The sequence below is a fragment of the Paenisporosarcina sp. P4_B8 genome (assembly GCF_056402175.1).
Window position 1 is genome coordinate 333,934 of record NZ_JBFUHX010000002.1, and the last position, 22,953, is coordinate 356,886.

The 22,953-nt window shown below is 36.7% G+C and carries 16 protein-coding genes; 11 read left to right on the forward strand and 5 right to left on the reverse strand.

Annotated elements, in window-relative coordinates:
• The first annotated feature begins 811 nt into the window (after window positions 1-811).
• The 7 genes from AC1DSK_RS03645 to AC1DSK_RS03675 all read left to right on the forward strand — a co-directional run bounded on the left by AC1DSK_RS03645 (window position 812) and on the right by AC1DSK_RS03675 (window position 14,769).
• Window positions 812-5,149: a S8 family serine peptidase gene (locus AC1DSK_RS03645; protein ID WP_477598055.1), complete on the forward strand. Its 4,338-nt coding sequence runs from the start codon at window positions 812-814 to the stop codon at window positions 5,147-5,149.
• A 302-nt stretch (window positions 5,150-5,451) separates the two neighbouring features.
• Window positions 5,452-5,862: a hypothetical protein gene (locus tag AC1DSK_RS03650; protein WP_477546476.1), complete on the forward strand. Its 411-nt coding sequence runs from the start codon at window positions 5,452-5,454 to the stop codon at window positions 5,860-5,862.
• Window positions 5,863-6,278: 416 nt separating this feature from the next.
• Entirely contained in the window at window positions 6,279-6,812 is a 534-nt protein-coding gene (locus AC1DSK_RS03655) for a DUF421 domain-containing protein (protein WP_477546475.1), read from the forward strand.
• Between the two features lie 344 nt (window positions 6,813-7,156).
• Window positions 7,157-11,833 carry a CehA/McbA family metallohydrolase gene (locus tag AC1DSK_RS03660; protein ID WP_477546474.1) on the forward strand — a complete coding sequence of 1,559 codons (4,677 nt, stop codon included), beginning with the start codon at window positions 7,157-7,159 and terminating at the stop codon, window positions 11,831-11,833.
• A gap of 79 nt (window positions 11,834-11,912) precedes the next feature.
• Complete coding sequence (locus AC1DSK_RS03665; protein ID WP_477598057.1) at window positions 11,913-12,863, forward strand: S-layer homology domain-containing protein; 951 nt, start codon at window positions 11,913-11,915, stop codon at window positions 12,861-12,863.
• 320 nt (window positions 12,864-13,183) lie between these two features.
• Window positions 13,184-13,624, forward strand: coding sequence for a cell wall hydrolase (locus AC1DSK_RS03670; protein ID WP_477546472.1), 441 nt, complete (start codon window positions 13,184-13,186; stop codon window positions 13,622-13,624).
• A 437-nt stretch (window positions 13,625-14,061) separates the two neighbouring features.
• Window positions 14,062-14,769 (forward strand): DNA alkylation repair protein, encoded by a 708-nt coding sequence (locus AC1DSK_RS03675; protein WP_477546471.1) that lies wholly within the window; start codon window positions 14,062-14,064, stop codon window positions 14,767-14,769.
• A gap of 108 nt (window positions 14,770-14,877) precedes the next feature.
• Here the strand turns inward: AC1DSK_RS03675 and AC1DSK_RS03680 are convergent.
• The 3 genes from AC1DSK_RS03680 to AC1DSK_RS03690 form a co-directional block, all read right to left on the reverse strand.
• Window positions 14,878-16,019 (reverse strand): IS3 family transposase gene (locus AC1DSK_RS03680; RefSeq protein WP_477547788.1). Its coding sequence is split into 2 segments (ribosomal slippage): window positions 14,878-15,773 and window positions 15,773-16,019, totalling 1,143 coding nucleotides; the frame shifts between segments, so codons are not numbered across the junction.
• A 469-nt stretch (window positions 16,020-16,488) separates the two neighbouring features.
• Window positions 16,489-16,923, reverse strand: a complete 435-nt coding sequence (locus AC1DSK_RS03685; protein ID WP_477548817.1) for an SRPBCC family protein — start codon at window positions 16,921-16,923, stop codon at window positions 16,489-16,491.
• Between the two features lie 539 nt (window positions 16,924-17,462).
• Complete coding sequence (locus AC1DSK_RS03690) at window positions 17,463-17,645, reverse strand: hypothetical protein (protein ID WP_016427518.1); 183 nt, start codon at window positions 17,643-17,645, stop codon at window positions 17,463-17,465.
• A 161-nt stretch (window positions 17,646-17,806) separates the two neighbouring features.
• Between AC1DSK_RS03690 and AC1DSK_RS03695 the strand changes: the two genes are divergently transcribed.
• Complete coding sequence (locus tag AC1DSK_RS03695) at window positions 17,807-18,268, forward strand: hypothetical protein (RefSeq protein WP_477598059.1); 462 nt, start codon at window positions 17,807-17,809, stop codon at window positions 18,266-18,268.
• Window positions 18,269-18,575: 307 nt separating this feature from the next.
• Here AC1DSK_RS03695 and AC1DSK_RS03700 read toward each other — a convergent pair whose 3' ends face one another.
• Window positions 18,576-19,208 (reverse strand): LysE family translocator, encoded by a 633-nt coding sequence (locus tag AC1DSK_RS03700; protein ID WP_477548796.1) that lies wholly within the window; start codon window positions 19,206-19,208, stop codon window positions 18,576-18,578.
• Between the two features lie 345 nt (window positions 19,209-19,553).
• Window positions 19,554-20,597, reverse strand: coding sequence for an NAD-dependent epimerase/dehydratase family protein (locus AC1DSK_RS03705; RefSeq protein WP_477598067.1), 1,044 nt, complete (start codon window positions 20,595-20,597; stop codon window positions 19,554-19,556).
• 435 nt (window positions 20,598-21,032) lie between these two features.
• Between AC1DSK_RS03705 and AC1DSK_RS03710 the strand changes: the two genes are divergently transcribed.
• The 3 genes from AC1DSK_RS03710 to AC1DSK_RS03720 all read left to right on the forward strand — a co-directional run bounded on the left by AC1DSK_RS03710 (window position 21,033) and on the right by AC1DSK_RS03720 (window position 22,208).
• Entirely contained in the window at window positions 21,033-21,224 is a 192-nt protein-coding gene (locus AC1DSK_RS03710; protein ID WP_016427023.1) for a hypothetical protein, read from the forward strand.
• 98 nt (window positions 21,225-21,322) lie between these two features.
• Window positions 21,323-21,775 (forward strand): hypothetical protein, encoded by a 453-nt coding sequence (locus AC1DSK_RS03715; protein WP_477548798.1) that lies wholly within the window; start codon window positions 21,323-21,325, stop codon window positions 21,773-21,775.
• A 259-nt stretch (window positions 21,776-22,034) separates the two neighbouring features.
• Window positions 22,035-22,208: a Fe3+ hydroxamate ABC transporter substrate-binding protein gene (locus tag AC1DSK_RS03720; protein WP_477548799.1), complete on the forward strand. Its 174-nt coding sequence runs from the start codon at window positions 22,035-22,037 to the stop codon at window positions 22,206-22,208.
• Window positions 22,209-22,953: the final 745 nt, after the last annotated feature.

Genomic DNA, 22,953 nt, shown 5'->3' on the forward strand with positions numbered 1-22,953 from the left:
AGAGAGGTGATCCAAGGAAAAATAGTTTGAGAAACTAGAGAAAAGGATTGAGTATTGATCTTAATATACACTTCTTATTCATAGAAATGGTTGAGTAGTTAGAAAAACATACTTACGAGATATAGTGGAAGTTATGGTGATGATCAGAAGAGATGAATGGTTTGTACTTAAGCTATCGGTTTCCAGCAAAGGGTGAATGATAGTCAATTCTATGGAGTGATTTATCATTAAATAACTCATAGCAAAAATGAAGAATGAGTATATGGAACTATTTTCCTTAACAAACATTGCCAAAAAAATGTGCTTATACTACATAAATCATATACAAAAAATAACAAATGAGCATATGGAATGATTTTCCTTAACAAACATTGCCAAAAAAATGTGCGTATACTACACTGGGTTTAAGAGGAATAAAGTGAATATTCAATAGATTCAAATACGTAAATCAAAAGAAAATGAATGTAATTATTCAACAAAGGAGGTGGATGCAAGAGTGAGGACGGAGAGGAAAAGCGTAAAAACATAAATGATTATGTTTAAATATGCAAGTAGGTGTTTGGTGTTCTCCATGCTGGATAAATGGTTACAAGCGTATGTAGTATTTATCCTAATTCGAAAGTATTATTTTATGAAAGCGCATTCATTTTCTACACATTCCGATATCTGATGATCTATTTTTTTGCTATGGTTACATTAACTGGAAAATTTACTCATCTAAGAGATTTCAATTTTAGGAGGTGATTTGATCTTTTGGTAATTGGATGAATTGCATCACTATTTCAACTGAATGAACTAAGGAGGAGAAGTTTTGAGAAGAAAAATGAGTGCTCGCTTCAAATGGTTGTATGTAATTTTAAGTACATTTTTAGTCCTTTCATTAATGTTGCCTAGAATGGGTATGGCAGAAACAAATAATAAGCCTTACACGTCTGTTAAAGAAGCTGCTTTAACATCCAATAAAAGTAAGATTAATAGTAAGCTAACTAAACAATTTGATAAACAGAAAGAAGTAACCTTCTTAATTAAATTTAAGCAACAAGCAAATACACTTGAAATAGCTACGGAAGCAGGGAAAAATGCAATTAGTCAAAAGGCTTCTCCTGCAAAGGCAAAGTATATGAAAAGATCTGCTGTTGTTTCTTCTTTAAGGTCAACAGCAAGCGAAACACAAGTAAATGTTAAAGATTATTTGAAGAAACAAGAAAAAGCCGGTAAAGCAAAAAATACTAAATCCTTTTATATTGTTAATGCAATGGCCGTAACAGCTACGGAAGAGGTCATGGAACAAATCGCAGCATTTCCTGAAGTTGAAAAGATTCTACCAAATGAAACGAGGCAGCTTCATAAAGCGGTAAAATCACAAGAAACTTCCCAGGCGAAGGCTAGTGTAAATAACCAAAAGGATTCTATAGAATGGAATCTTAAAAATATCGGTGTCCCTTCTGTATGGAAATCGGGGATTGATGGCTCCGGGACAGTCGTAGCTTCCATTGATACAGGAGTACAGTGGGATCATCCCGCTTTAAAAGAAAAATACCGAGGATATGATCCAGCTAATCCGAATAATGTAGACCATGGATTCAATTGGTATGATCCAGTATCAAATGAATCGACGCCTTATGATGATGTTGGCCATGGAACCCATGTAACAGGAACAATGGTTGGTGCTGAACCAAACGGTGAAAATCAAATTGGTGTTGCACCGGGAGCAAAATGGATTTCTGTTAAGGCATTCTCTGAAGAAGGTGGAGAGGATGTAGGTTTATTAGCAGCCGGTGAATGGATTTTAGCTCCAAAAGATAAAAATGGAAATCCTCACCCTGAAAAAGCACCTGACGTTGTCAATAATTCATGGGGCGGAGGTCCTGGGCTTGATGAATGGTACCGTCCAATGGTGGAAGCTTGGCGTGCGGCAGAAATTTTCCCTGAGTTTGCTGTAGGAAATATAAATTTCTGGAATCCTGGTGGACCCGGATCAGCTGCCAGTCCATCCAATTATCCAGAATCATTTGCAACAGGCGCGGTTGATATTAATAATAAATTAGCTTCATTTTCACTTCAAGGGCCTTCCCCATATGATGAGGTGAAACCAGATGTTGCAGCACCCGGAGTTGCTATCCGATCAGCCGTTTCAGGCAGTGGTTATGCATCTAATAATGGGACGTCAATGGCAGCACCGCATGTTGCTGGGGTTGTGGCCCTTCTTCGTCAAGTGGATTCAAGCTTAACAGTAGACGAATTAGAGGGAATATTATTATCAACCTCTACACCTTTAACGGACTCAACATTCCCGGATACCCCTAATAATGGGTACGGATACGGACTAGTTAATGCGTATGAAGCTGTGGCTTCCATTACTACCGGACTTGGCAAAATAAAAGGACAAGTTAGTGTAGAAGGAGAGGACGCAGAGCAACCAAAGTATGAGCATAGTGCTCCACAAAAAACATTCTCGGGCATGGATTTAGATTTAGATATTCAGGCAACAGATAATATCAGCGTAACGAATGTTGAACTACACTACTTAAAAGTAGATGGGAATTGGGATACACTTCAAGCTAAAAGAGTCTCAGGAGACCATAAAAATGGCTCATATATGGTAACAATTTCAGGAAAAGACATTAAAGAACCTACTCTCACTTACAAATGGAAAATAACCGATTATGTTGGAAATCAAGTTATAACTGATTCGTATAACATCTTTGTAAAACCAGGAATTGGCATCGGTTATTTAGAAGACTTTGAAACAAAGCCTGATGGTTGGCGTTCCTTCGGGGTAAATAATGTTTGGGAATGGGGAGTACCAACTTCGGGACCTCAAAAAGCCGTATCAGGTGAGAAAGTTTATGCGACAAAATTGGATGGACTTTATCCAGATGGGTCAAATATGACGTTACTGATGCCGCCAATCGACCTTCCAGATGGGCAGGCATACTTACAATTTAAACAATGGTATGATTTTGAAACAAATTATGATTTTGGCCATGTATTAGTTTCAACAGATATGGAAAACTGGACGCAAAAATTCCGCGTCACTGGTCAAGAGTCCAGTAGTTATATTGATGGAGAAGTTGATTTAAGTGAGTATGCTGGTCAAAGAATTTTTGTTGCTTTTAATGCAACTTCAGACATACTTTTTAATGATCGAGGATGGTATATAGACGACGTTCGTCTATCTAATCAACCTATTCAAGCAACTAACAAGGCCTCATTAGGGGTTGTTAAAGACCATAATCAAAAAGATTCCGTAACAATGGCTACAAAGGTAAAAGTGGATCCAAGCAAAATAACTCCGGTTAAGCAGGAGATTTCTAAAGATAACTTAGAACAGGGAGCTTCTCCGTCAATCTTACCGCTTGATGCAGAGGTAAGTGTACTGGAAACAGGTAGATCAACCTTTACAAACCCGCAAAATGGCAGTTACCAATTAACTAATGCAACAGGAACATTCACAGTTCAGGCAGAGGCATACGGGCATCGTTCAGCATCGCAGTCTGTTACAGTTTCAGCTAACGAAGATGTAACAGCGAACTTGGTTTTGGAGGAAATTCCAAAAGGAACGATTTCAGGATTAGTCACAAATGAAGTGACGGGAGCACCAGTTTCAAATGCTACACTGTTTTTAATGGAAGATGCTCAGATTCAACCTGTCCAAACAAATGAAAAAGGGGAATATAGCATTACTGCTTACGAAGGAAGTTATACTTTAAAAGTGGCATCCCCATCCTACTATGGTAAAGAATTAACCGTTAAAGTAAACGCGGGATCTTTCAAACAAGACATGCAGTTAAAACCTTTTATCGGGTATCCGGGAGAAATTGGCTACGATGATGGTACGCTTGAAAACGCACAAGGGTTCTATACCGGCGGTAATGGTTGGGCTGTCAAGATGTCTTTAGTTGAAGGCGAAACAAGTGCAATGGTAACAGGAGGATTATTCAGATTTTGGGGAGATGATTGGCCGCAGCCTGGTGGAACGGATTTCAAGGTGGCTGTTTATGACGCCAGTGGGAAAGATGGTGGACCTGGTAAAAAAATAGCAGGACCATTTAATGGAACCGCCAAAAGAAATGGTGAGTGGACACATGTAGATTTAAGTTCAAAAGGAATTATGGTCAGTGGCGATTTCTACATGGTTTATATTCAAAGTGGGGATAGTCCGAATATTCCTGGACTTGCAACAGATGAGAATGGTGAGTTTTCTGGTCGCAGCTGGTCTTATTTTGGAGGTGAATTTACTCCAACACCTGAGGATGAAGGAAACTACATGATTCGGGCGACGGTTAATTACGAAGTTAAAGCACCAGTCATTACATCACCTGCTGATGGATTCTTTACAAATCAAGGTTCAGTCATCGTTGAAGGAAAATCAGCCCCGACTACTACAGTTAAGATTTATAATAAGGAAGTGGAATCTACATCTGTGCAAACAACTGAAAATGGCAGCTTCTCAGCAGAACTCCAATTAAATGAAGGAGAGAACACTATTACTGCTAAAGCGTCATCTGAAAGTGGTACTACGGATGCGTCGGCTCCTGTTAAAGTAGTCTATGACAAAACGAAACCAGAGCTTTCTATTGACAAGCCAGTTAACAATGTAAAAACCAATAAAGAGGCTGTGACGGTAGAAGGAATAGTATCAGATCAACACCTTGACTGGGTGAAAGTAAATGGTCAACAAGCAGAAGTTACAAACGGCAAATACTCTCATCGAGTCCTTTTATCAGAAGGAGTAAATACAATTCATGTCATTGCCCATGATAAAGCAGGTAATGAAACGAAAAAATCGGTATTGGTGGATGCCAAACTATCTGCTCCTTCTATAGAAAATTTACAACCAGCAACAGACAAGTACTTGAAATCAGGTGAAAAAGTAAAGGTGGAATTTGACAGTGAGGCTGGCTTAAAACCTGTATTCGCGCTTAGAATGTTAACGACCACAAAAAATACAACAAATAAATTGTCAAGTGCTTCAACTGAATTTCCAATGATGGAAACATCCCCTGGTCATTATGTGGGCTATTACACGGCAACTTCCAATGTGAAGGTAGCCGGAGCAGAAGTAGAAGTAATGGTTTCAGATGGTTATGGAAATGAAACAAGAAAAATAGCGACTGGTAAACTATTTATCAATAAGAAAAAGTAAGAAAGTGAAAAAAGCGGAAGCAGTTTAAAAACTGTTTCTGCTTTTGTTGTAGAAATGAAAACCCTAGGCTAGGCCTAAGGTTCTAAACTCGGAAAAGTGTGAAAATATTAGTTATTAATTGTATACATTATTCAACTAACTGGTGCTTTATCTCAAGAAGGGGTAAAGCCTTTTTCTTATTGAACTAAAGGGGCAGATTAATTAATAATCTGTACACATTGATAGGGGTTTTTTCCTAGGGAGTAGAGAAGAATTACTATATGTACCAAGCTAAAACATTGTTAATAGAAAAGGATGGTTAAATGGAAAGAGATTATAAAAAAATCCCATATTTTCTAGAGGGACAAGAACCTATAAAACATACAACAAGCAGATTACAGTTTAAGAAGGTAACTAAAGATTTAGAGGGAGAATTTAAAGAAAATATCGGAAAGATTATAATAGGATCTTTAGATTCTATGGACCAAAGATTGGTTGATAAACAAGCAACAATTGAAGAATTAGTGGATGAATATTGGTCAGTGGATGAGAATCACTTCGTATATAAGGAGGAATGGTGGAAGATAGCATACTTGGAAGGTACCGTGGTCGGAATTACTCAACCAGTAGTCTATAAAGGTAGCGAAAGAGATGGATTGGTGGAAGGGACAATCCACTACATTGGAGTATTGCCTGAACATAGAGGTCAAGGATATATAATTGACCTTCTATAAGAAGCGACTGAAACTCTAAAATCTATTGGTGTGTGGCGAATATTTTCTGATACAGATATTAACAACTTACCAATGAGGAATGCTTTTGAAAAGGTCGGATATTCCGTTTGGAGAAAAATTTAATTCGTAAAATATTCTAATTATCGCCTCAGAAAACATGATTCATAACACATGCTTTGTGAACAAATATACTTAAGCTAACGGGTGCTTTACTTCAATAAGGATCGGATCAATTATTTGGTTTGTTAATCTTTAGCTGTTCCATTTTTATGGGTTTCACCACAAAATCTGGGAATTCCAGGATTTACAGCATCTTCCGTTCCAAATGGAAATTCTCGTTTTAATCCCTACACCCTCTATATTAAATGTATATTATATAGACCTTTGGGCAAACTAATCAAAAAAGGGTTGGTAATATGCAATTAAATTTGATTTGGGATGCAGTTCTCATTGTTGCAGTGGGAATGCTCATATTAAGACTAGCTGGAAGAAATTCCATTTCTCAAATGACTGTCTCCGAACTTGTTATAATGATTACGATTGGACCTTTACTTAGTCGCCCTATCGAGAACCAAGGGCTTTGGAACACATTTGGTGTTGCTTTTGTTCTCATATTTACAGTGTTTGTTATCCAGTATCTTAAAATAAAGTTTGCAGGGGTAGAAACACTTCTTACAGGAAAATCAGTATTAGTAATTGAAAATGGAACCATAAATGAAGAAAACATGAAAAAAATGCGACTTACTACTGACAATCTTGAAATGCGATTACGCCAAGTTGGAATTTACACAATAGGTGATCTTGAGTGGGGAACAATAGAGGTTAATGGAGAACTTGGTTATAAGTTGAACGCTAATAAACAACCAGCCACCAAGCAGGACATTCAGGATTTAATACAATTAATCGAATCCAAGTTTTCCGATACATCCTTTTCTTTTCAAAAGGATTGATTTAATCAATCAGTCGCATACCAATGTGAATGATCCGATCAGCCCGGAGTTACCGAAAGACTAGAATAATTTTTCTCAATTGTACAGCACATGATAGAAAATCACAAAACACTCCTTCCGCCTGAAAAGCTAGAAGGAGTGTTTTTATTATTGGGTTTGGATAAATGATTTTGTTGAAAACATACTAAGTATTGTTAACTTATAGTAAATTTCGTTAAGAATTATCCGAAATATGGAAAATGAAAGCATTAATATGATAAATATTAGATTGTGTGAGAATTGCGTGAGTGATTGCACGACCAAAAGAAAGGGGTTTACAAGTGAGAAAGAAGAGTAGTGTTCTAATGGGAAAGGGCATAGCTTTGTTAATGCCGTTAGCTTTGATGTTGCAAACGATTCCTGCCTATGCTGCAGGGGATGAGAGTGCACAGGACAGTGAACGGGCAGAGTATTTAGATCTGAAGTTATATACGGGGGAGTTGCATTCGCATACTTCCATTAGTGATGGTGTGTTGTTCCCGGAGGATGCTGTTAATCATGTGGCGGAAAATACGAATCTTGATTTTTACAGTACGTCGGAACATGATGTAACGTTTGATATAACTACTGGTAATGACTATCTGGAAAGCTACACAGATTCTTACTCGGATGAATACAAGTTTTCTCGATCAGAGCTTGATAGATTGAATTCTGACAGTCTTGTAACAATACCTGGTGTTGAAGTAACTTGGTATGACGATGCGGGGCATATCAATTTGTTCAATACAGAATGGTTTCCTAGAACATATGGAAAAGGGGCAACAGGACAATTTGGAATGGGCGAATTAATGTATGATCTTCCAACATTTTATGGTCGTCTTGCAGAAGAAGAAGGTGCAATTGCACAATTCAATCATCCCGATCCAAATAGTAAAGGCAATTTCAATGGCTTTGGTCATTTAAATAAAGACATAGATGATAACGTTACGTTGTTTGAATATAAAGTTTCACGTTATTTTGACACATTCGTCCAAGCTTTGGATAATGGGTGGCACCTTTCTCCTTCCTATGGAGGGGATGAACACAGTGCCAATTGGGGAAGCGGAAATCCTGCTTTAACAGGTGTTTGGACAGATGAATTAACGAGAGAAAGTATTTACGATGCAATGGCGAACCGCCGTACGTATGTTACTTTCGATGAAAATTTTGAATTAGGTTACTCAGCTAATGGAAATATAATGGGTTCTATACTCTCTGGAGACACAAAAGAACTTAATCTTAATGTTTTATTGAAAGATCCAGACCCAGAGGATTTTATTGACAATGTCACCATCTATACTAACAACGGTGAGATTGTAAAAGAATATAAGGATATTAATAACAATGAGTTTGAAATAGATGAGTCGATTCCATCCAGTGATGGGGAGTATTTCTTCGTTCGAACTTTCCAGAAAGATGGAGATGAAATACTTAGTGCACCGATCTGGGTTGGTGAGGTAACGAAAGGAACTGACTACGCTCCTGATATCGTCATAAACGGGGAATTGCCTTCTACTGTTCAGTTAGGGGATACAGTGGAAATTCCTGCTGCAACATCAATTGATGATAGTGGTGATACTCCTAATGTGAAAGCAGAAGTTTTCGATTCTAAAGGCATGGCGGAAATAGTGGATAATCATTTCGTGGTAGAGGAATACGGCGAATACTTTGTTAGATACTATACGACGGATTCAGCGGGAAATTCACGGGTTAACACAGTCAGAATATTGGTTGATGATACTAGTCTAGATGGAGACAAAATTTTAAATGAATTTACACCAACTGTAAATGTTGGGGCAACGGAAGAAGAAGTAGGCATAACACTGGTTACGGACAGTGTTCTGAAGGAAGCCCATGTTCAGTATATGCCTACTTCCGAAAAAGATTGGAGCAATGCAAGTGTCATTGAAACAAAGGTTTCTTATTTTGAATCTGCATATGGGGAAAATATAGACAATAGTAGTTATAGAGTACTAGCTTCACATGAGGCAGATTTAGCGGATTTAAAAAGAGAGACAACTTATCAATACCGATATGGCCTGACTCCGGAAGGTCCATGGGGACAAGCGTATTCATTTGAAACAGCTCCTGAATCAGAGGATACAACGATTTATCTTATGGGGGATCTCCAAGTTCCGGACCGAAATCCAGAAAGCTTTAAGCTTTATACTGACATGCTGGATGTATTGAAACAAAAAAATGCAGACGGCAAGCTAATGATCCAAGTTGGTGACTTGGTGAATTCAGCTGGTATGACTGATGCTTGGACGGATGTAATGAAGTATATCTACAAAGACCTGAATTTGTTATCAGCAAACATGATTGGGAATCATGAAGTCATACAAGATGTTGATGCAAGCTCATACACGAATTTCTTCAACTTACCTGAAAATGGGAAAGGTACGAAAAAAGAAGGGAATTATTCGTTTGACTATGGAGACGCACACATCGCTGTATTAAACTCGATGGACTTCACGGATAAGCAATTAAAGTGGCTTGAGCAAGACATGAGAGCAACCAATAAGAAATGGAAAATTGTGATGGGGCATTTCCCGTATTATGGTGGTTCACATAGCGATGATGCTGGGATGAGTACAGGTAGAGCACAAATATCTAAGAAACTTCAACAATTGGGAGTAAGCCTTTATATTGGCGGGCATGACCATGTATATAAACGTACAACCATTAGAGACGGTGTCATGAATAATAACCAAGACGCGATGAACTTAGGGACTACGTTTATTACAATGGGTTCATCTGGTCCTAAATTCTATGACAATGAAGTCTATGATTGGGATAACGTAGTTTACGATGAAAATGTTCAGACTGGCGTGATTCTGGAAGCTAATGAAGATTCCTTAACGATTAAAGCCTACAATAATGCCGGAACTGTTATTGATGAATTTACATTGACGCCGCCGGAAAGCCATATGGAATTATCAAGTGTAGATGTGGAGAATGGAGAGTTTAATGGAGTTGGATTATTAAACTATCCGAATTCAAGTAATCAAGTTACTGTGATTGGTGCTACCTATGATGCAACAGGAACAAAGCTTATCGATGCACAGATTAAAGAGGTAGCATTAGAGGGACTTGGCCGTGAACAAATCATTAATTTCGACAAACCGCTTGTTTATAATGATCAAAATACGGTAAAACTTTTTGTTTGGGACAATTTGACGAATCAAAATCCTATTTTCCCTTCTAGAATTGTAAGAGAAGCGATGGATGGAGAAGGTACTGCAGAAAATCCATATAAAGTTGATACAGTGCAAGACTTGGAGAAAATCCAATATTATCCGGATAAACATTTTATCCTGACAAAAGATATCATTGGAAACCAGGATGTAATTACTGCAATTGGATCCGATGCCACCCCATTCAGTGGAGTTTTTGATGGAAATGGACATTTTATAACAGGTGTTGATATTTCAACAAATGGTGCTGGATTATTCCGGATCAATAACGGCACGATCAAAAATATCGCTGTTTTGAATGTGAACATTGCTACAGGAACGAATGATGTAGGAATTCTGGTAGATGTAAATAATGGGACGATTGAAAACTCCTACACGACAGGTGCTATCAAGGGACAGTCGACTGTCGGTGGCCTGGTTGGCTATTCAAACGGAATAATTAGAAACAGTTATTCAACCGCCAATGTAAAAGCAAATGAAAAACAAGCGGGTGGTTTGGTTGGGATTACAAACCGTGGAAGTATTACAGAAAATGTATATGCAACTGGTACTGTAACAGCAGGAGCAAGCAATGCAGGTGGACTGAGTGGTTACGCCTATGGTGATACAGTGATACAGAACAGTGCTGCATTGAATACTTCAGTAATTACGACTACCGCAGCTAATAGAATTGTAGGAAGAGTGTTGGCTGGTGAAAAGGCGGAATTAGAAAATAACATCGCAAAAGAGAAGATGATTGTCAGCAAAGAGGCAATCACTCAGGAAGATCCAAATAATGAAAAAGGTCTTGGTAAGAGTGAAGATGCCATTAAAGATCAAGCAACGTTTGAAGATCTTGACTGGGATTTTAATCACGTATGGACGTGGGATGAAAACGCAGATCGACCTATATTAATAGGGAATAAAGAACTTACGGAAAACAATGGGGCAGGAAAACCATCGTTGGATCAGGATGAAAATGGATTCTACATGATCAGAACGGTGGAAGACCTTAAGCAAATAGATGATCATTTAAATGAAAAGTATACTTTGGAAAATGATATTGATTTAACAGGAGAAGTATTAACACCATTTGCTGTTGATGCACCATTTATGGGAACACTTGATGGTAACGGGAAAAAGCTGATCAATTTCAAATCAACTTCAGGTGCGCTTATTCATTTAAATGGTGGAACTATCCATAACATCGCGATGGTGAATGTAGATGTAACCGGAGAAATCGGCGCTTCTCAAACTGGTGTACTAGTGAATCTTAACAATGGAACAATCGAAAATAGTTATTCGACAGGTAAAGTTACTGGGGCCAATACAGTAGGGGGATTAGTTGGGTACTCAAATGCTGTAATACGAAATAGTTACTCCAACGCAGATGTATCGGCAACTGGGAGTCAAGCTGGTGGACTGGTAGGTATCACGAATTCTGGAAGTTTGACAGAGAATGTGTATGCTACTGGTAAAGTGAGTGCCTCTAAGAGTAATGCAGGTGGTATTTCCGGATATGGTTACAACAATACAGCTGTGAAAAATACGATTGCATTAAATGGAACTGTAACATCTCCTTATGCGAATAGAGTCGTAGGTCGTATATTAAGCGGACATACGGCAATATTGGAAAATAACTTTGCCTATAATGGAACGATTGTTGATGTGGAAAAAACAAAAGAAAATGCTGGATCCAGTGTGTCAGGATTAAGTAAAACAAAAGAAGAAATAGAAACGATTGAGACGTACAGGGAGTTATTAGGTTGGGATTTTGAAACGGTTTGGAAATGGGATGAAACAATAAAACGTCCTGTATTAAAATAATCAATTGTTCTGTTCAGCGGGAAGTAATCTTCTCGCTGATAACTTTCAAAGTACGAATGAAGTTAGATGGAGGTTAAGGATGAAAAAATTAATATGTATGTTCATCGCAACAGTTGTAATAAGCCTATGTATCCCATTATTAACACTTGCTGCAACAACTAATAATGAAGATGGCACATTTACAACTAGTGGACATGATGCAAAATATGCCAATAAAGTAATGACGATTACAGTTTTCAAAGGAAATGTTCTTACATCCGAAAATTTGATGTATATCGATGAATTCACAGCTGACGAAGCAGGAAAGTATTCGAATACGTATAAAACAAAAGAAGCATTGACCAACAATGTATCCTTTACAGTTCAAGTAACTACAGAAAGCAATCTTGTCGAGAGAGAAGTCATTAAGATTAACGGGTCAACGCCAAATCCAGAACCAAACCCAACACCAACTCCAGAGCCAATAACATTTGCTGATATCTCAGAACATTGGGCAAAAGAGGATATTGAATTATTAGCAACAAAAGGCATTATTAATGGACTGAAAAATGGTTTATTTGCACCCGAAAAAGATATTACACGTGCAGAATTCACAGCCCTACTTGCGCGTGCTCTCGACTTGCCAAAAGCAACGGAGCAAGAAAACTTTTCAGATGTCCGACCAACGGATTGGTATGTTTCGGAACTACAATCAGCTGTTGAAGCAGGATTAATCAATGGTTACGAAGATAATACATTTAAACCAAGTATGTACATCACACGTGAACAAATGGCTGCATTAATGGGTCGTGCATACAAAATCATAGAGAAACAAGCACCAAMAGTGGATGTGGATCAAGTATTGGCRAAATATAKCGATCGTAAATCTATCAGTGCATGGTCCAGAGCAGACGTAGCATTAGCTATACAACTTGGYGTAATTCAAGGAAACAWKGCAAATGAATTGCAACCAAAAGAATCTGCAACAAGGGCAGAAACAGCAGTCATGCTAAAAAGATTACTGGTAGAAATTAAACTGCTGGAAGAATAGATTTGCATAAAGCGATATCCATCAAATAAAATGAYAAATTATCAAAAAGGGTATGTTCAAAGTGATTTCTGAACATACCCTTTTTTGCCACCTTCCTGCATTAAAGAGGAAAACTAAACCGGCATTGCCAGAAGAATTGAATATATCGAATTTCATCGTATTTATAATGGGAAAATCCGCCAAGCTGAATGGGTATTTTACAAACATTGTGAAAAGGTTTGTCTTAGTTTTCATATTACTTAGAAACTGTAAGCATTAAAACTAAGTAAACAATGACACAATGTTGGCTTTTTTTCATACAATATTGTTGGGGTGAATAAATGCCAAGAGTAAAATACAAAAGTTCAGACGTTGACTTAATGGCAAGGATGATGAGGGCAGAAGCCGAAGGTGAAGGACAGCAAGGAATGTTATATGTTGGAAATGTAATTGTTAATCGTCTTAAAGCCGATTGTTTAGACTTTAGAGATTTAAGAACAATTTCAGATGTCATTTTTCATGTACAAGGAGGAAATTATTCTTTTGAAGCTGTTCAAAAAGGTAATTTATTTTATGAAAGAGCGAGATCTGTTGAAAAAAGATTAGCAAAAAAGAATTTGGATTATTGGAGTCAACACCCAGGGAAATATGCACTATGGTATTTTAATCCATATGCCCCTTGCCCTCCAACATGGTACGATCAACCTTTCGCTGGTCAATATAAAAATCATTGTTATTACGAACCAGCAGCTGGATCATGTGATAGTGTATATAGGGGTTAAGTTGTCTAGGATCTATTATTAATTCTGGAGTGTTTTTGTAATTCTGCTGTTTTAGTACTCCTACATTTTTTGTTTTAGATACTGGTTACCAACAATATTCTTTCAATGCACTCATATAGGTAATGTAACAATTGTCGGTTGAAAAAAGCTTGAAACCCAAACCTCAGCCTGTTTTTTTCCAAACGTTATGTTGTATTTTTATCTCACGAATAAAAAAGGGAACCACCTGGTTAGTAGGGTTCCTTTTTTTTACATATCAAACAGTAATAGTGATTTATCCAAGGATGCAAGATTGTGAAGTATTGTACAAACTAAAAGGTGCTTTCGTATTATAAGGTCAACCAGTTTTTAAAGGTTGACCTTATTTTTATATGATTTAATATTTCAGTAAATAGTTGTTACAATGAAATTATTAATAAGGAAGGAAGTGCAAAACTATGGATTTCAAAACAGTTATGCAGGAGCTTGAAGCCTTAGGCAAGGAACGAACTAAAAAAATATACTTATCTAATGGTGCGCACGAGCCTCTTTTTGGTGTAGCTACAGGCGCTATGAAACCAATTGCAAAGAAGATAAGAATAAATCAACGTTTAGCTGAAGAGCTTTATTCCACAGGTAACTACGATGCAATGTACTTTGGAGGCATTATTGCAGACCCAAAAGCCATGACTGAGGCGGATTTTGATCGTTGGATCGATGCAGCATATTTTTATATGCTGTCCGATTTTGTAGTGGCCGTAACTTTATCAGAGTCAGATATTGCACAAGAAGTTGCTGATAAATGGATCGCAAGCGGTGAAGAGCTAAGAATGTCAGCGGGCTGGAGCTGCTACTGCTGGCTTTTAGGTAATCGCATAGACAATGAATTTTCCGAAAGCAAGATATCCAATATGCTTGATCTTGTAAAAGATAAGATTCACGATTCCCCGGAACGAACGAAATCAGCTATGAATAATTTTCTATACACTGTGGGGATTTCATATTTGCCTCACCATGAAAAGGCAGTCGAGACCGCAAAGGCAGTAGGTAAAGTAGAAGTCAAACGGGACAAGAAAAAAAGCAGTATCCTAAACGCTTACGAAAGTATTCAAAAAGAAATTGATAAAGGGAGGCTGGGTTTTAAACGAAAACATGTAAGATGTTAAAAATTAGCTTCGCATCGGTTTGTTGATCGAAGAAGGTTTGACGTTTTTTAATGTTGTAGTTAGTGAACTCCCCCTTGCCCCTACGGGGGATGGTACGTCAACACTAAATCATACAATTTTTTTAAGGGCTAAGTTTCTGTATGCAACTGGACTTAAATAGCTTAATGAGCTATGCGACCGTTTATTGTTGTACCAATTCACGTAATCAAATAGTTCAAGTGCGAGCTGGGAAAGGGTGGGAAAGTGCATCCCGTTGATGAGCTCTGTCTTTAAAATCTTAAATGTGGTTTCTGCCACGGCATTGTCATAGGGGTTACCTTTTCGACTTAAGGATCTTTCGATCTTGTGTGTAAGTAAYAGCTCGTCGATTGCTACATTCTTAAACTCTGAACCTCTGTCYGTATGAAAGATTTTCACAGCTCCTAAATCTCGATTGACCGATTTGAAAGCACGTTGAACTAGCGCTGAGTCTTTGCGCTCTCCGACGCTGTACCCAACAATTTCACGGTTGTATAAATCGATTAAGAAACAGATGTAATTCCAGCGTTGACCTACTTTCACATATGTAAGATCGCTCACTAAAACTGAAAGCTCTTCYTCAACTCTGAAGTCACGATTGAGTACATTGCGATAGGATTCTTCGTTTGGCGCAGAGGTCATTGGTTTATAAGATGGTTGTGCGTATTTTGACTGGATGTCAAGCTCCGCCATCAGACGTCCAACACGGCGTCTAGACACGGTAAGTCCCGTTTTTCGAAGTTCTTCTTTTATTTYCCGGGTACCATACACGTAGCGATTCTGATTGAAGATCGTTAGAATCTTCTCTTTTATTTCTTGTTCCTCATCGACTTTTTCTTGCGCTTTTTTGGCCGATATTTCCGTTTCATAKTAAAAGGTACTGCGAGCTATTTTCAGGACTTTACACATTGCTGATACCGAATAGGTGTGGCGATTTTTCTGAATTACATCTATTTTCGTCCCATGATCAGCGCGGCTTGCTTTAAAATATCTACTTCCATTTCTAGCTGCTTATTTCTTTTACGTAACTCGATTAATTCCTGTTCTTCTGGTAGTCTGTTGTCCTTTTCTTTAAAAGATCCAGACTGACGGAATTGTGTAATCCATCTATCTAATGCAGAAGCTGTTAGATCATATTCGCGGGCAATTTCTTGGCGGCTTTTTCCGTTTTCATATAGAGCTACCACTTGTTTCTTGAACTCTGTTGAAAACGTTCTTCTTTTTTGGGACATAGTAGATTCTCCTCAACTTGTTTTACTTGCCCTTAATTTGATTGTCCAACTAAGTGTAGCCTATCCAGGATTCGGCAAGCCCAATAAAGACCTTGTGCTTTGTCTAAATCCACTGGAAGACCCTTTCCCAGACCCCCTTCAATCAACCCCTCAATCCTTGAGGGGATGGGTATTGTTCAGTTGTACACAGTTTCATTTTCTGTGGTGAAGCGCTAATTTTGAGCTTCATGGATGGCAAACGGGGGCTTTAGTAGAAGAACAATGAGCAGTATAGACGGCTCTTCTTCTTGTTCAACTAAAGGGACAGGTTAGTTGAAGAATAAGAAAGGAAAATAGAGGTTTATGATACGTTCCCAGACGTTATTCCTCTTAGTAAGTTTAAAAATGGTTAACATAAAAAAACCTTCCCAAAGGAAGGTAACAATTAACTTTTGTATAATTTTTATTCAATCTCAAGTACAAATTATTTTTAATTTTCTTTAGAAAGTTCGCTATATCTTTTGAAATTTTCTAGAATCGCCTGCCAGCCTGCTTTTTGCTGCTCAATGGAATGAGTGGCTTCTCCTTCAAAAACTTCAATTACCTTAGTGTCGTTTTCTTGACTAACAAACGTGATCGTAACTTTCCTACCATCTCCAAGAGTGTAAGAAATAAATTCATTTATTCTAATTTCATCATAAACTCCACCAAAATCAAATCCAAAGCTTCCATCCTTTGCTTCCATTCTTGTATGAAATCTACCGCCAACCCTTAAATCATTTTCGGCAATTGGTGCGTGCCAGTCTTCAGAAGCAAACGTCCATTTCGTTATATGCTGTGGTTCTGTCCAAAATTCCCACACTTTTTCAACTGGTGCATGAACTATTGTTTCTACCGTTATGGTTACTTTACCGCCTGTGTCCATTATAATTCCCCTCTCATTATTAATGGCTAATTATACCACATGATTTTTAGGTTCGAATAGTTGAAAAGCATCCGAACCCAAAATAATTAACCGGAAATTTGCGCTTAGATAAGACATGCGGAAGCTTATGAACGGATTAAGACTTTCTAAACCGATTGAAGAAGAAAGGTGCAGTGCAAAGAATAGTCAATCAAGCCTGAGAACGTTATAGATGCAATAAATATTCATCATCTGTAATTTCCTTATTAAACTAACAGGTGCTTACTTCAAAAAGGAGTAAAACCATTTTTTATTGAACTTGCGGGGGTCAAAAAACTGCACCTTCAATCGTTAGACACAACTAACAATTAGAGGTGCAGTTCATTATATTGGTTTTCTTTGAAGAAATGATAGATTTATCAGATTTTGAGAGTGGAGATGATGTGGTGGAAAGTTTATAAAAAAATCCACGCTGTAAATCAAAAGAGTTATATCCTGTTCTTTGGAAACGCCATACATCCTATGAGGGAGGGGTGTTCTTTCAAATCTTGATAAAACAATCAATGCATTCCTTTCCATTCCCCTTGGTTTTTGGATGCTTTTTCTTTTTTCGCCTTTTCTTTTTTCGCTCGATTAGCATTTGCACTGCCAAATTCTTTGGAGAATTCAGAATCTGTTTTGCTGGAGTCAAACCCTTGTTTATTCTTTTGTTCTGCGTCATTTTTCTTAGTCCGTTTCGCCATAGATATCACTCCTTTTTTTCTTTAGTATGAGAAATGAAAGTAGAAATATACGTCCTAGCTTTTTGCAGGTATTTATCAATCTCCCTAAAGAAATAATTCATATAAATGATTAATTTTAACGGAATATTCCTAGTAGCTTTCAAAAAGGAGGATTTATAAAGATGACAGAAATCACATTTTTAGCTTCATCCAAGCCATTTGAAATACCTGATGAAATTGAAGATCACAATAATCGAACAATTTTTGAACGTGAAGAAGATGTTATATCTTTCTATGTTGAAGAGATAGGAGATTATTGGGAGAAAGAGGTTGACGGTTTGTTTTCTTTGCCCTATATCTACGAGGCAAATGGAGTAGGTAATAAATTGTTTCTAAAATACATTGAAAACTATATGGATATAGGTGATGTCTTAGAAATTTACGAAGTACCGAATCAACACGCATTTGAAAAGTACAAACAAAATATGCAAGAAAATCCTGAGCCAATTGAAGTAAATGTGGGAAGTTATACATACCGAGATATTTATGGTTTATATCAATTAAATTTAAAAAAGTGGATAGAAGATTTAAGTCATCGAAATTATTGTACCCATCGTGGTATCACCACATTTGGAAAGTATTAATCGCAAGATTGTTATTAAACTAACGGGTGCTTTAGTTGAACAACCGGCTGCCTTAAGGCGGCTTTTTCTTATGGATCTGAAGTTGATTAACTTCCTCATCCGGATGTTATGTCAACCTACTTTGTATTTGAAATACATAAAAAAGGAAGTTTACACTAGTAAATAAAAAAACCTGCTTATCCCTAGGATAGGCAAGTGTATTTTCAAGTTCACCAAAGCTATTACTTGTCTGATTGAGGTTAGGTTGAATAAAAAAATTTATTTCGTGATAAAAGCAAGAGTAGCTAAAAAAACACTCTTCAAAGGATTATTTTTTTTCATTAAAAGCTAAGTTTACTGCTAAGGCACCTAAAACAGATGCCATGAACCAGCTTTGAACTTTAACCCAAAAAGGTCTTCTTCCAACCCAATCCGAGACCTGCCCAGCAAATAAAATAATTAGTAAATTTATAGCAAAACTAACAGAAATTTGCACTGCTCCTAATTGAGCAGTTTGAAGAAGCAGTGAACCACTATTAGGATCCATAAATTGAGGTAAAAGTGAAACATACAAGATTGCAATTTTAGGATTTAACAAATTTGTCATAAGTCCCATAACATATAGTTTTTTTGGTGACTCTACAGCTAAATGCTGTGGCTCCAGAATTGAACTTGCCCCTGGTTTTATTGCATTCCATGCTAACCACAACAAGTAGATAACACCTAACCATTTAATAATGTCATACATTACTGGGACTAATTCGAACAAGAAGGATAAGCCCAACATTGTAGCGATTATATAAATCAAAAAACCCGTGATTACTCCTAAAAGAGAAATAATTCCGTCCCTTTTACCTTGCGTAATTGTCCTAGATATTAAATAAATCATATTAGGACCAGGTGAACAGACCATCCCTAACGATACTAGAGCAAAAGCACCTAATGTTCCTAATTCAATCAAAAAATCACTCTCCTTTTCAAAATAGACTCTTAACGCTCCTCATCTCTCTATTATAGTAAAGTAGAAATAAAATTGATATTTTATAATAATCTAATATAATCAATCGTGTACCTATACTTAGTTGCGTATAGGTTACTGAACTTAGATTATTGAACGAGTTCTTGAACATTAATAAAAGAGTTAACCCTCACAAAACACTGTAAATATAGGGTGTTCATTAACTCCTAAGTTTTGTTACATTGGTGTTTATAATTGAATGTACCTGATCTTTAATTCCATTCGATTCTGCTCCTCAATAAGGGCGCTTTAGAACAGTCCGTAAAAGTACACTACGGACTGTTGAGTTCATTTATTTGTTTCGTGCCATTCTTTAAGAAGTTTATTTTCACGTTGTCTATCTATACCGGTTTTTCTTTCATGCCCTTGTGGACGGTTTTGTTCCCAGTCTAAAATATCTTTTAAGGTTTCTGAAAGAGGACGAAATGTTAATCCGGTATTCATCGCATTTTTATTATTAACGGCCAAAAATCCGTTCCATGGCTTCTCGGCCCCTGGTAAAGGATATTCCTCGGGTATCCATAAGGGCATTTCTCCCCACGGCTCAACATTGTTGTCTAGTAAAAACTTTTCAGATGCCCATGTGAAAGTAGCATCGCTTCTACTTACTCTTTTACATTCTTTAAGTAATTGTTCCATCGTTAGAGTTTTATCTGGTCCGACAGCATTAAACGTACCTGTCACATTTTGTTCAATCAACTGAATGACCCATCTCGCTAAATCCTTTACATCGATAAATTGTATGGGGCGATTAGGACGGCCTGGAGATAAAACCTCTCCTCCTTCTGATAATCTTTTGATCCAATATGGTAATCGATCCGTATAGTCATAGGGTCCAACAATTTGACCAGAACGAACAACTAAAATTTTCCCAGGCAATTCTTTTTCTGCAGCTTTTTCACTCAAAGCTTTTAATGGACCATAATATTCTCCATATATTGGTCCAGCTGTCCCATGAGTAATTTTTTCTACTTCTTCACTATCCAATGTATGTACCTCTGCCTGTTCATCAATACCTGGTTTACTGGGATCTTTGTAAACTGAAATACTTGAAATGTAAGTATAATGATTGACATGATTAAGTAATTTACATGATTTTGATACAGTTCTAGGTATAAAACCCGACGTGTCAATAGCCGCATCCCATTTACGTCCTTTTAACACCTGTAAATCCCCATCACGATCTCCTTTTAACTGTTCGATTTCCGGAAAAATATCACCGTTGTTTCCACGATTAAAAAGCGTGACATGGTGTCCTCGTTCTCGTGCAGCATTTACTAAAAATCGACCTAAAAAACGTGTACCCCCTAAAATCAAAATTTCCAATTGCATCCACTCCTTTATTATATTGTTCTGTACAAGATATGATATTTCCTTTTTTTTAGTAATCATAGCTAGATATTTCAGGTACTAATAAAGGGGTACAAGAACAAGGATTTATAATCATAATTACTTCAATTCCAATTGATTCAATAACCGAGACAATGTGAGTTGAAATATTTACAAGCTCTTGTTTAATGAACCTAGTTGAATACCCCCCATTCAGGGGGTTATGTCAACTGGTTGTGTATGGAACATACAAGCCCATTCAGCGATTGAATCGATGTTTTGCGGATGAATCCATCCCGTTGCTATTTCAACTAACGGAGCAGGTTAGTTCAATAAGAAGGCTTTTTTGGAATGCCGTTGAATAAGTTAATATATGTAAATTTTTGAACAAAAGGGGAAGGTGTTCTAAGGAGTGCTTTATATCAAGGGGGAAATGGAATGGATATTAATATCTTAATCTTACCAATGATTAGTACACTGTTAGGTTTGTATTTAGTTTGTCTGGGACTTTGGGAATTAAGAGTTGGTTTAGATAGAAAAAGATTTATAACCTTCTCGTTTACAGGGCTATTTTTAATCTTCATATTGCCTGATATTTTTGGGCTTCAATTGATTTATAACCCTCAATAAGCCAGCAAAAAAAGTATCTAACTTACTTAATAACTAATAAAATATGTGTAACATTAGGGTAAATCTAGTTCGTCTTTAACATTAAAGGGGGAAGGTTTATGAAAAAATGTCTGTTTATACTGTTAATTCTTATTAGTTTTAGCATAATGGGTTGTTCAAAAGAGGGAATATCAGGTGAAAAGCCTCCAGAAGTCAATATAAATATTGGAAATGAAAATTTTGAAACAAAGCTAGGTACTTATTGTTGGAAAGATGGATGTGTTGATACTGCTGGACCTGTTGAACTATTGAAGGGGAAAGTACCTATTAAAGTGAATCCAGGAGAGAAATTATCTTTTTTAATGGAATATGAACCAAAACCAAATGAATTCCAACTTATGCAGGTTAGTGAAAGTAATGAAAATGAAGTATTGATGGAAGAAAATAGCTTTTCTGCACCTACTCGAAAAGGGGTTTATTATTATTCTTATGGCGTATGGTGGATGGATGATAAGAAAGAGAACTTATCTCATGGAGATGCTTTTTATGCATTTGTTCTAGAAGTAAAGTAATTTTTTTACTAACGGGTGCTTTAGTTAAAGTTCATTGGGCTGTTTAAACAGCCCTTTTTCTTATTGAACTAACGAGGCAGGTTAGTTCAATAAGAAACAATGGACTTTTGATAATTTTATATGGAAAATTTATTTAAAGTTGGAGCTTTTATTCGTTTCAAACGTATTAAAGTAAAGGGGCAGGTTAGTTGAAGAAACTTTTATAAAAGTTATTCGTAAAGATATGAAGAGGAATTAACATTACTTAGAGGTGATTTAGATGTTGTGGGATAAACCCAGATGTACTATTTGTGATAAAGAGATTAAGGAAGACGACGTTGTTTTTGTGAAAATGCGTTACCCAAAGCGAAAAGGTTTTACGGAAATAAAAGCATATTTAAGCAACGAAGGTAAGTTCATTTGTGAAGATTGTTTTAACAATAAATCCTACTAAATACTTTTTAACTAACCGGTGCTTTACTTCAATAAGGAGTGAAGCCTTTTTTCTTATTAAACTAACGGGGCAGGTCAGTTCAATAAGAAGGCTTTTTTGGAATGTTGTTGAATAAGTTAATATATGTAAATTTTTGAACAAAAGGGGAAGGTGTTCAGGATCCTCATATTTTGCTATCTAAATACGAGATTCTTTTTTATGTTATTTCGTAATTTAACATAAAGGGCAAATTATTGCAAATCCCTAAAGGAGCAGATTATTTGATTACCGTTTTAGAAAACATAAAGGATTTAACTTTTATATTAATATTCATTTCCAGCATTATTTATCATAGGCAACTTAAGCTAACTAAGTGGAAAAGAAAACTTTCTAAAGGCGAAATGACAATGTATATAATTACTACAATTGCACTTCCTATTTACGGAATTACTTATTTTATTCTTCTATTGGGAACATAAAATGCGTTATTTTATCCAATTATATAATACCCTTTTGTTCAGGCCTTCTAACAAAATCCTCAACGGATGCTGTTCACTGAGCTGCTTAAACAAAATCGATACGGTTTAATTAACGAAGGTTAGAGTAATTCTTCTTCAACTAACGGGGCAGAATAGTTGAATAAGAATATGTAATTTGATTGATTATCAGCAGTTAAAAAAATTGAAAGGGGACGTATAAGTTTGATTGATTATTTTGAACGTAAAATTAGATTAAGGGATTTTGAAGTGTGGGATGTTCGAATTGG

Excerpts from the sequence above, each read along its gene's own strand:
- AC1DSK_RS03650 (WP_477546476.1), top strand. The coding sequence starts at position 5,452 with ATGGAAAGAGATTATAAAAAAATCCCATATTTTCTAGAGGGACAAGAA.
- AC1DSK_RS03655 (WP_477546475.1), top strand. The coding sequence starts at position 6,279 with ATGCAATTAAATTTGATTTGGGATGCAGTTCTCATTGTTGCAGTGGGA.
- AC1DSK_RS03660 (WP_477546474.1), top strand. The coding sequence starts at position 7,157 with ATGGGAAAGGGCATAGCTTTGTTAATGCCGTTAGCTTTGATGTTGCAA.
- AC1DSK_RS03670 (WP_477546472.1), top strand. The coding sequence starts at position 13,184 with ATGCCAAGAGTAAAATACAAAAGTTCAGACGTTGACTTAATGGCAAGG.
- AC1DSK_RS03675 (WP_477546471.1), top strand. The coding sequence starts at position 14,062 with ATGGATTTCAAAACAGTTATGCAGGAGCTTGAAGCCTTAGGCAAGGAA.
- AC1DSK_RS03685 (WP_477548817.1), bottom strand. The coding sequence starts at position 16,923 with ATGGACACAGGCGGTAAAGTAACCATAACGGTAGAAACAATAGTTCAT.
- AC1DSK_RS03690 (WP_016427518.1), bottom strand. The coding sequence starts at position 17,645 with ATGGCGAAACGGACTAAGAAAAATGACGCAGAACAAAAGAATAAACAA.
- AC1DSK_RS03695 (WP_477598059.1), top strand. The coding sequence starts at position 17,807 with ATGACAGAAATCACATTTTTAGCTTCATCCAAGCCATTTGAAATACCT.
- AC1DSK_RS03705 (WP_477598067.1), bottom strand. The coding sequence starts at position 20,597 with ATGCAATTGGAAATTTTGATTTTAGGGGGTACACGTTTTTTAGGTCGA.
- AC1DSK_RS03710 (WP_016427023.1), top strand. The coding sequence starts at position 21,033 with ATGGATATTAATATCTTAATCTTACCAATGATTAGTACACTGTTAGGT.
- AC1DSK_RS03715 (WP_477548798.1), top strand. The coding sequence starts at position 21,323 with ATGAAAAAATGTCTGTTTATACTGTTAATTCTTATTAGTTTTAGCATA.
- AC1DSK_RS03720 (WP_477548799.1), top strand. The coding sequence starts at position 22,035 with ATGTTGTGGGATAAACCCAGATGTACTATTTGTGATAAAGAGATTAAG.